The 8,994-nt window shown below is 46.5% G+C and carries 10 protein-coding genes; 8 read left to right on the top strand and 2 right to left on the bottom strand.

What is annotated here, in order from left to right:
• Positions 1-287: 287 nt before the first annotated feature.
• From HMPREF1640_RS07740 to HMPREF1640_RS07730, 3 genes are all read left to right on the top strand, one after another.
• Complete coding sequence (locus HMPREF1640_RS07740) at positions 288-1,001, top strand: Bax inhibitor-1/YccA family protein (protein WP_036893709.1); 714 nt, start codon at positions 288-290, stop codon at positions 999-1,001.
• A 321-nt stretch (positions 1,002-1,322) separates the two neighbouring features.
• On the top strand, positions 1,323-1,793 hold the full coding sequence (locus HMPREF1640_RS07735) for an arginine repressor (protein WP_036893708.1): 471 nt from the start codon (positions 1,323-1,325) through the stop codon (positions 1,791-1,793).
• Between the two features lie 114 nt (positions 1,794-1,907).
• On the top strand, positions 1,908-2,096 hold the full coding sequence (locus tag HMPREF1640_RS07730) for a PspC domain-containing protein (RefSeq protein WP_231565866.1): 189 nt from the start codon (positions 1,908-1,910) through the stop codon (positions 2,094-2,096).
• 223 nt (positions 2,097-2,319) lie between these two features.
• On the opposite strand, the gene HMPREF1640_RS07725 is transcribed toward HMPREF1640_RS07730, so the two are convergent.
• Both HMPREF1640_RS07725 and HMPREF1640_RS07720 read right to left on the bottom strand, forming a co-directional pair.
• Positions 2,320-2,916 carry an aminotransferase class IV gene (locus HMPREF1640_RS07725; protein ID WP_036893706.1) on the bottom strand — a complete coding sequence of 199 codons (597 nt, stop codon included), beginning with the start codon at positions 2,914-2,916 and terminating at the stop codon, positions 2,320-2,322.
• A complete protein-coding gene (locus HMPREF1640_RS07720; protein ID WP_036893713.1) occupies positions 2,900-3,883 on the bottom strand; it encodes an aminodeoxychorismate synthase component I in 984 nt (327 codons plus the stop codon). The genes HMPREF1640_RS07725 and HMPREF1640_RS07720 overlap by 17 nt, the downstream gene beginning before the upstream one ends.
• A 256-nt stretch (positions 3,884-4,139) precedes the next feature.
• Here HMPREF1640_RS07720 and HMPREF1640_RS07715 point away from each other — a divergent pair, with 256 nt between their 5' ends.
• The 5 genes from HMPREF1640_RS07715 (at position 4,140) to HMPREF1640_RS07695 (ending at position 8,984) form a co-directional block, all read left to right on the top strand.
• On the top strand, positions 4,140-4,913 hold the full coding sequence (locus tag HMPREF1640_RS07715) for a PASTA domain-containing protein (protein WP_036893704.1): 774 nt from the start codon (positions 4,140-4,142) through the stop codon (positions 4,911-4,913).
• Positions 4,914-4,967: 54 nt separating this feature from the next.
• On the top strand, positions 4,968-6,026 hold the full coding sequence (locus HMPREF1640_RS07710; RefSeq protein WP_036893712.1) for an RluA family pseudouridine synthase: 1,059 nt from the start codon (positions 4,968-4,970) through the stop codon (positions 6,024-6,026).
• Positions 6,027-6,073: 47 nt separating this feature from the next.
• Positions 6,074-7,075, top strand: a complete 1,002-nt coding sequence (locus HMPREF1640_RS07705; protein WP_036893711.1) for a D-alanine--D-alanine ligase — start codon at positions 6,074-6,076, stop codon at positions 7,073-7,075.
• 100 nt (positions 7,076-7,175) lie between these two features.
• Complete coding sequence (locus tag HMPREF1640_RS07700; RefSeq protein ID WP_036893710.1) at positions 7,176-8,330, top strand: 1-acyl-sn-glycerol-3-phosphate acyltransferase; 1,155 nt, start codon at positions 7,176-7,178, stop codon at positions 8,328-8,330.
• 6 nt (positions 8,331-8,336) lie between these two features.
• Entirely contained in the window at positions 8,337-8,984 is a 648-nt protein-coding gene (locus HMPREF1640_RS07695; protein ID WP_036893702.1) for a NigD-like C-terminal domain-containing protein, read from the top strand.
• The last annotated feature ends 10 nt before the right edge of the window (positions 8,985-8,994 follow it).

Below are 8,994 nucleotides of genomic sequence, written 5' to 3'. Positions count from 1 at the left end.
AAAATGAAGAATGGGGAGCAAGGGGAGAAGAGTGGGGGGGGCGCTTAAAATGCGGGAAGATAACAATTTGTCATTTATTCAATAATAAAGTTAATAGATGCCGGGTGGATTTGGAAAATCCTTTTAAAATACGTAACTTTGTCACATAGAGCCACAACAAATGGCATGGCATGATACTTGCCTGTTGATATGTGGAGACAGGAGTGTCATGCCCCAAGTGCCTCCCAAATGACAATCAATAAGAGGAATATCATAAAACAAGCAATTAAAACAAAATAAAGACAAACATGGAATTACAAGATTTGGAAAGGATTGTACGCGGTAAAGAGAGCGCGCTCTCCGCAGTTTTCCCAGCTTTGATGCGCAAGGTATATGTGTGGATGACAATGGCTTTGGCCATCACGGGCATTTGTGCTTATGGCGTGGCAACAAGTCCTAATATCATGCAAATGATCTATGGCAACAGTATGACTATCTGGGTGCTGTTCATTGTTGAATTAGGATTGGTGTTTTACACGACGGCACGCATCCAAAAGCTGTCGCTCACCACAGCCACCACATTGTTTATCATCTATTCCGCGCTCAACGGTGTCACGCTATCGGGTATCTTCATGGTATATAGTATGACATCTATCGCCAAAGTTTTTTTCATCACCGCGGGGACATTCGCGGCTATGGCACTATATGGATATTTTACGAAGACAGATCTTTCCAAGATTGGCAGTATCTTGTTTATGGCCCTTATAGGCTTGATTATTGCCACGGTGGTAAATCTATTCTTGAAAAGTGCCATGTTTGACTTGATACTTTGCTATATCGGCGTGGGCATATTCGTAGGGTTGACAGCGTGGGATAGCCAGAAAATCAAGCACATGTTGGCCATGCAGGTAGATATGAGCGAAAACGCTCAGAAAATCGCTTTGATGGGCGCATTGAGCCTTTACCTTGATTTTATCAACCTGTTTTTGTACCTGCTGCGTATATTCGGTAACAGGAACTAACGCCGCGTACCATCACACATTTCGTGGCTTAGGCGTCCCTGCGCCTGCCACAAGTCGTTGGCCTCGCAAATCCATAGGATATTCGCGAGGTCATTTTTTTGTTAATATCTCAATGACGAACGAACCCATATTGCTTGTCTCGTGTCGTTTGCGTTGGCACATAACATGCGTTTCTTAACACATGCGTACATTTTTATTCGTTATAAAAATACCGAGGAAATTGGGAAGTGGGTATTTTTAGCACAATAAATTATTATTCTTTTTGATATTCTTAAAAATAATTATAAATTTGTGGTTGTTTAAAGAATAAAAATTCAGGTTATGAAAGAGAAAGATCGAAGATTGGATGCCATCAAGATGATTATTTCCAGCAAAGAATTGGGCAGTCAAGAAGAGGTGCTGGACGAATTGAAAAAGGAAGGGTTCACGCTGACGCAGGCCACCCTGAGCCGTGATTTCAAGCAGCTCAAAGTGGCCAAGGCTGCCAGTATGAACGGTGAGTATGTGTACGTGCTACCCAATGAGACTATGTATAAGCGCATACGAAAACCGTTGTCAGCCATAGAAATGATGCAAACGCCTGGTTTCCTATCTATCAATTTCTCTGGTAATCTCTGTGTTATCAGGACTCGTCCGGGCTATGCCAGCTCTATAGCTTACAATATAGACAATGGCAATCTGCCTGAGATACTGGGCACTATCGCTGGCGATGACACCATTTGCATTGTGCTCAAAGAGGGGGTGGAGCGCAAAGAAGTGGTCATGAGCTTGAGCAATTTGATAAGTTTTTAAAGGTGGGCGAATGTAAGTGACAACAAAAATAAAGACAACAAGGACGCAACCAAGTGTGGCTGTGGTACGTCATATATAATGTAATCGTTAACTTAAGATAATACAACTATGGCAATGGGTAGAAAATTAAGGAGATCGAAAGACAGTGTCGTGTTTGGCGTGCTCGGCGGTTTGGCCGAATATATGGACACTGACCCTACATTGGTGCGTGTGATCTATTCGATGCTGACAGCCTTCACGGCTTTCAGTGGTGTGATACTGTATGTCATCCTGTGGTTGGTGATGCCTCCTGCGGAGCAATAATTGACAATTGGCAATCGTGCCTGTCAAGTTGGATTTGCCAAGACTCAATCCGCTTGAGACAAGTCTGGGATATTGGTTAATCACGGATTAAATATCATGAGACCTCTTTTTGACATTTCAAAAGTCTATTGGGAATGAAAAATAAATGATAATAACACCATCATCAAGTATGGTGCAAGGTTTAATGAGGTTTAATGTGTGGATGAGAAGGAAAGTAATTTTGTTATAAAACGACATGCTCGATGGGCAAGACAATCTCGCCCAAATCTATCATGGCGTTGAACATGGCGACGTGTGTGTAGCGCGAGAGATTCTCTATGGCTATTGGCCTTGCCTCAATCTTTCCCGTGTCCAACAAGTGTTGACGCCGGGTTCCGGCCAACAGCGGCGTATCGGGGGTGACCCATTGGCATCCGTCGAAAAAAGCCACGTTGGTGAAAGAGGTGTCTGTGACATGTCCATTTTTCACGATAAGAACATCGTCGCATTTGCCACGGAGTGACAATAGCTGGTTTAGCGCATGGCGGTCGCTGTGCTTGAAACCGTATTCAACGCTGTTGCTCTCAACCGCTTTGAGCGTGTGTACTTGCCGTGGAGTGTAGGGCGTGCATGTCGGCTCGTAGATGTCTGTGCCGTCATAGAGAAAGCGTAGTTTGGCAATGCCGTCCATAGGAGTCACGAATGGCATAATGTCCGCTCGGCTAATGGGGTGGGCAATGTTAAAAAAAAATGCTCGGGTGTGACGCATGCGGTCAAGATGCGCCTCCAAATTGAAAGGAAGGCCATTCTCCACCCTGATGGTTTCAATAAATTGGCACATACACTTTATCAATTACTTCTTGATATTCATCGTCGTTGTCACTCTGGGCGGTAATACCGCCGCCCGCTTTGTAGTATAAATGGCCATGCTCGCTGTCTACAAAACGTATCATCACCGCGCTGTCCATCACGCCGTCGGCGTAGTGCCCCATCACCCCCGTGTAGAACCCCCGATCGTATTTTTCGGCCTCGCGGAGAATTTCCACGGTTTTGGCTTTAGGCGCGCCGGTGATGGAGCCAGCCGGCAGTAGCCTGAAAATCAAATCGCCCACATGGTCTCGATAATAACGTGACAGTCGGCCTGTAATCTCCGAACTTGTCTGGAGCAATTCGCCGCGATGGGTCCTGACACGCTCTATGTATCGGTAACGAGCCACCTGTACGTTGTCGGCCACTTGGCTGAGGTCGTTGCGAATGAGATCCACGATGGTGGCATGCTCCGCGGCCTCTTTCACATTGGCCATCAGGTTTTCGCGGGCATGGGGTAGCGTGGCGTCGCAAGTGCCTTTCATGGGGTAAGAGGAGATGGTGTCATGGTCCACCCTGACGAATGTCTCGGGTGAAAAACACACGAGCATGTCTTTTACCCAACAGCGGTAGCGAGCCTTTGAGCGCAGGAATATGTCGCGCAGGCCAAGGTTGGTCTCAATTGGTATTTTGCAGGTGAGGTTGGCCAAATAGCTGTTGCCGGCCATGATATTGCGCTTCACGAGGTTGATATTTTGCTCGTAATCGGCCCGACGTGGGGGCTTGGCGCACCATCTCAAAGGTTCCACTCCTGCGCGAGCTTGGCGCGGCACATTGCTGAAATGGGGGAAAGCGCACATCATCTCATCGCTGTCGAGGTCTGTTGTAGCCTCGACAAACGCTTGTGTACATTCAAAATTGATGATGAAGACAAACGGTTTGCCCTCGGCTTGCAACTGGTTAATCCGCTCTCGCGCTTTTTCTTTATTGTACATTCTCATGGCGTGGCTTTTGTGTTGTCGGAAGGTCGTGTTTCCCAACAACGGTCATGTCTGCAAAAGTACGTATTTTGCATGAGACAAAGCGGCGAGAAACATACAATTTTTGTTACTTATGCCATCTTTGCAATTCCATGCTATATATAAGGTGTTATCCGCTCGCATATTATCTTGTATGGTGATTCCTGTATAAAATATTTGCTTGCTATATTTGGAATTAAGCGGAATTACCTTATCTTTGTAAAAAAATAATGCGTCAATGACATTTTCTGAGTTTTTTGGCAAGTTTAAGAGCGGATACCTTTGGGGCAACCTTGCCGCAATGGCAGCGACATGGATGCTGCTTGCTGTTGGGTTGAAATATGGAATTGATATATATACCCATCATGGCGAAGCCATCTCTGTGCCAAACTTGACGCATAAAAATTTTGACGACGCAAAGAACGTGGCAGATCATTTGAGGCTTAAGGTGGAGGTGGTAGACACAGGGTACGTGAAGAGTTTGCCAGCTGGTTGTATATTGGAACAATCTCCAGGACCTGGTGAGACCGTCAAGGCGGGGCACGCTATCTACGTTACTATCAACGCGGGAAAATCGCCCACCATCAAGTTGCCCGACGTGATAGACAACAGCTCGCTGCGTGAGGCTATGGCAAAACTAACGGCTATGGGCTTCAAATTGACTTTGCCGCAGTTTATATCTGGTGAAAAATACTGGGTATATGGTATCTTGGCCAATGGCAAGCCCGTGAGCTTTGGAGACCGAATACCTGTGGACGCTAAACTCACCATTCAAGTGGGCAATGGTATGCGAGACCTGCGAGATTCCGTGAACTACGTGGATCCTGTTTATCCCACAGATGATGAGTATGAGGAAATGGGTGAGACAGATCCTTTTGAGGAAGTAACCGAGCCATCAATAGAAGAAAAGCAACCTTTCAATCCAGCAAACCAATCTTCCGACCCAAATCGCAAACAGTCTGTCAAACCTGCAAAAAGTCCTACTGTCAAACCTGAACACAGGCAAGTTTAAAATAGAAGAGAGAAAAACGTGACTAATGATATAGATACTTTTGACAACGAAGAGCTGTTGGATGATAATTTGTCGACAAGCCCGACAGATGGCGAGCAACTCTATGAACACTGGAAAGTGGAGGTGGACGCTGGGCAAACGGCGCTACGCATAGACAAATACTTGGCTGACAGAATGCAACATTCCAGTCGCAACCGCATACAGGCGGCGGCGGATGCAGGATGTATTTTCGTGAACGGAAAACCGGTGAAGTGCAACTATAAGGTTCGTCCGACCGACGTTGTTACGTTGATGCTTGACCGGCCCAAACACGACTCGACCATCAAAGCGGAAGACATACCGCTTGATATTGTATATGAGGACGATGACTTGATGGTGGTGAACAAGGAAGCGGGCATGGTGGTGCACCCAGGGGCAGGCAATTTTAATGGCACGCTGCTTAATGCCGTGGCTTGGCATCTGCGCCACTTAGAGTCGTTTGACCCCAATAATCCTGAGGTGGGCTTGGTGCATCGCATAGACAAAGACACCTCTGGGCTGCTTGTAGTGGCTAAGACCCCCGATGCCAAGACGGCGTTGGGCAAACAGTTTTTCAACAAGACCACGCATCGGTCATACAATGCTTTGGTGTGGGGAAATCTTGCAAACGACAATGGGCGCATAGAGGGCAATGTCGCTCGCGATCCTAAAGACCGCTTGCGTATGAAAGTCTTCGACCCCACTTCGGACGTTGGCAAGACCGCGGTGACCCATTACCGTGTACTTGAGCGCTTTGGGTATGTTACGCTTGTGGAGTGCGTTCTCGAGACGGGGCGCACGCATCAAATAAGGGCGCATATGAAACATATAGGACACCCGCTTTTCGGCGACGAGCGTTATGGAGGCACCGAGATACTCCGTGGGCAGCGAAGTTCCACGTACAAAGCTTTCATACAAAACTGCCTCAAATGCTGCCAGCGACAAGCCTTGCATGCCAAGACACTTGGTTTCGTGCATCCAAGAACGGGCCTTCAGATGGATTTCGACTCCGTGTGGCCAGCGGATTTCGAGTCGCTCATCAGTAAATGGCGCAGCTATATCGAGGGGACGACGCTCGACACTTTTGCAGGGTGATTTTGAGAAAACTTCATCACATAAGAAACTATAAACAATTAACAAAAATGAAGGATTTAAAAAGAAATATTGCTATCGTTTGTGGAGGTGATTCCTCTGAGTATGACGTTTCCATGCGGTCTGCGCAGGGTCTGTATTCCTTTTTTGACAAGGAGCTTTACAATGTCTATATCGTGGATGTCAAAGGGCTTGACTGGCATGTGTCATTGGATGGCGCCCAAGTGGCAAACATAGACAAGAATGACTTTTCTTTTATTGACACGAATGGAAATGCGGTCATTTTTGACTATGCCTACATTACAATCCATGGTTGTCCGGGAGAGAACGGGTTGATGCAGGGCTATTTTGACCTGTTACGCCTGCCATACTCTACCAGTGGGGTGCTCGTAGAGGCTATGACTTTTAACAAGTATGTGCTTAACAACTATCTGCGCGCGTTTGATGTAAACGTGGCTGACAGTATACGCTTACGCCGTGACGAGACATACGCCGAGGCGGAGATAGAGAGGCGATTGGGTATGCCAGTGTTCGTAAAACCGTCTGCTGATGGTTCGAGTTTTGGTGTGTCGAAGGTGAAATGTGCGGACCAATTGGCTCCCGCATTGCGCAAAGCGTTCATGGAGAGTGACGAGGTGATGATAGAGGGCTATCTCAAAGGTACTGAAATATCCGTCGGATGCTACAAGACGGCTGTCAAAAGTGTGGTGTTCCCCGCCACGGAGGTGGTGACAGAAAATGAGTTTTTTGATTACGACGCAAAGTACAACGGTCAGGTTCAGGAGATCACTCCAGCGCGTATAGCGCCAGAAACTGCCAAGAAAGTCGCAGAGGAAACCTCTCGAATTTATGATATCTTGAACTGCAACGGAATCATTCGCATTGATTACATCATTTCGAAAGATGCGGAAGGCAACGACAAGATAAACATGTTGGAGATTAATACCACACCTGGCATGACCGCCACAAGTTTCATACCACAGCAAGTGCGTGCGGCAGGGCTTGATATCAAGGAGGTTTTGACCGAAATAGTTGAAAATCAATTTAAATGATTTTGCGTAAATGTTGCGTGCCTTCTTACGAGCCACGCATTGGGCATGCGACAAAGATGTGTTGAAATGAGGATAGGGGGGCTCACCAATTTCTATGATTATGGATATTCGATTGAAACAATTTGACGCCATTCGTCCGTTTGAGCCGGAAGAGTTGCCAGCGGTGTACGACCGTCTTTTTGCCAACAAGCAATTTCTAACCGTGTTGAATCATGTCTATCCCAATGTGCCGATAGAGATAATCGCCATGAAGATGAGGGAGTGCAAGACGAGCTTGGAATTTCAAAAAGCATTTTGTTACAAGTTCATTAAAGATCTTCTGAAGAAACTTTCCACGGGATATGATATGGATTGCTCTGCTTTGGATATTAAGAAAAACTACACTTTTATGAGCAATCATCGTGACATCGTGCTTGATTCCGCAATTCTCGACGTGCTGCTTATTGACGCGGGTTTTGATACTACCTGCGAGATTGCCATTGGAGACAATCTGCTCGGATTGCCATGGGTGAAAGATTTGGCTCGTCTGAATAAGAGTTTTATAGTGCGGCGTGGATTGCCATTGCGCGAGATGCTGTTGGCTAGCAAACTCTTGTCACGATACATGCACTTCGCTATCGCTGAGAAACATGAGAATATTTGGATAGCGCAACGACCAGGAAGAGCAAAAGACTCGGATGACCGCACGTCCACATCGGTGCTAAAGATGATGACTATGGGTGCCAAAGGCTCTGTAATGGAGTTGTTGCGAGAGCTGAACGTGGTGCCTTTAACCATTTCGTATGAGTTTGACCCATGCGATTATCTAAAAGCCATCGAACTGCAACAAAGACGCGATAGCGAGCAATGGAAAAAAGGAGACACCGATGACATTTTATCTATGCAGACGGGTATTATGGGTTTCAAGGGTCGCATACATTATCATTGCGCGCCGTGTATTAATGACTTTTTAAACACTATTCCTGCAGACTCTCCCAAAGAAGAGGTGCTGAAATTGGTGGCAGACCATCTTGACCACGAGATACACAGCAACTACCAATTGTTTCCGGCCAACTATGTTGCATTGGACATGTTACGTGGTGGTGACAAATACAAGTCTCTTTACACCATTGAGGACAGGGATTTCTTTGACAACTATCTCGATAGCCAGTTGGCAAAGGTGCGGATGGAACATGCCGACAAAGATTTTCTCCGTGATCAAATGCTCGCCATGTACGCTAACCCTGCTATTAATTATCTTGCCGCTAAACAATAAAAAAGCATGCGTCATATAACAAACTCAATATGGGGCTTGACCATTGCTGTTGTCATAGGAGCTTGCACTACCGAGAACTATGAGACAGGCGATGGTCATTATTCTTATATGCGCGCAGAGTTTGGCATGCTGCACACTTTGGGCAGGCAATCTGCTGACTATGTGTTGACAGACGGTGGCGATACTGTGACGTTCAAACAAGTGGCGGAGGTGAGATGGGCCGAAAGGCCAGATAGTCTATATCGCGCTTTGGTGTACTATGATGCCTCGTCGCGCGTCTGCTTTTCCGCTGTCAAGGTGATAGTGCCTCATCCTATTTTGACCGCCCGAACAGACACCTTGCCTGCTGATCCTATTAATGTGGAGAGTGTCTGGAAAGCGGGAGGTTTCCTAAATGTCGCTTATGCTGTGAGGACGGGTCGAACTGACAACGTTGAAAGTCGTCAGCTATTGGGAGTCGCCATCGATACTACTTATATACATGACAAACGAAACAAGACCATTAAGATCAGACTGTTGCATGCCCAAAACGGCGTGCCGGAATATTACACAGCACGTGGATACCTCAGTGTGCCACTGAAGGGATTCTCTCAATACGCAACCTTTCTGCTCTCCGCAAATACTTATAAAGGAGAAATGTTAAATTGCAAGTAGTAGCTTGGAG

Source organism: Prevotella sp. S7-1-8, assembly GCF_000758925.1.
Lineage (GTDB): Bacteria > Bacteroidota > Bacteroidia > Bacteroidales > Bacteroidaceae > Prevotella.
Note: the sequence above shows the minus strand (reverse complement) of the source record. Positions and strands in the feature narration are given on the sequence as shown.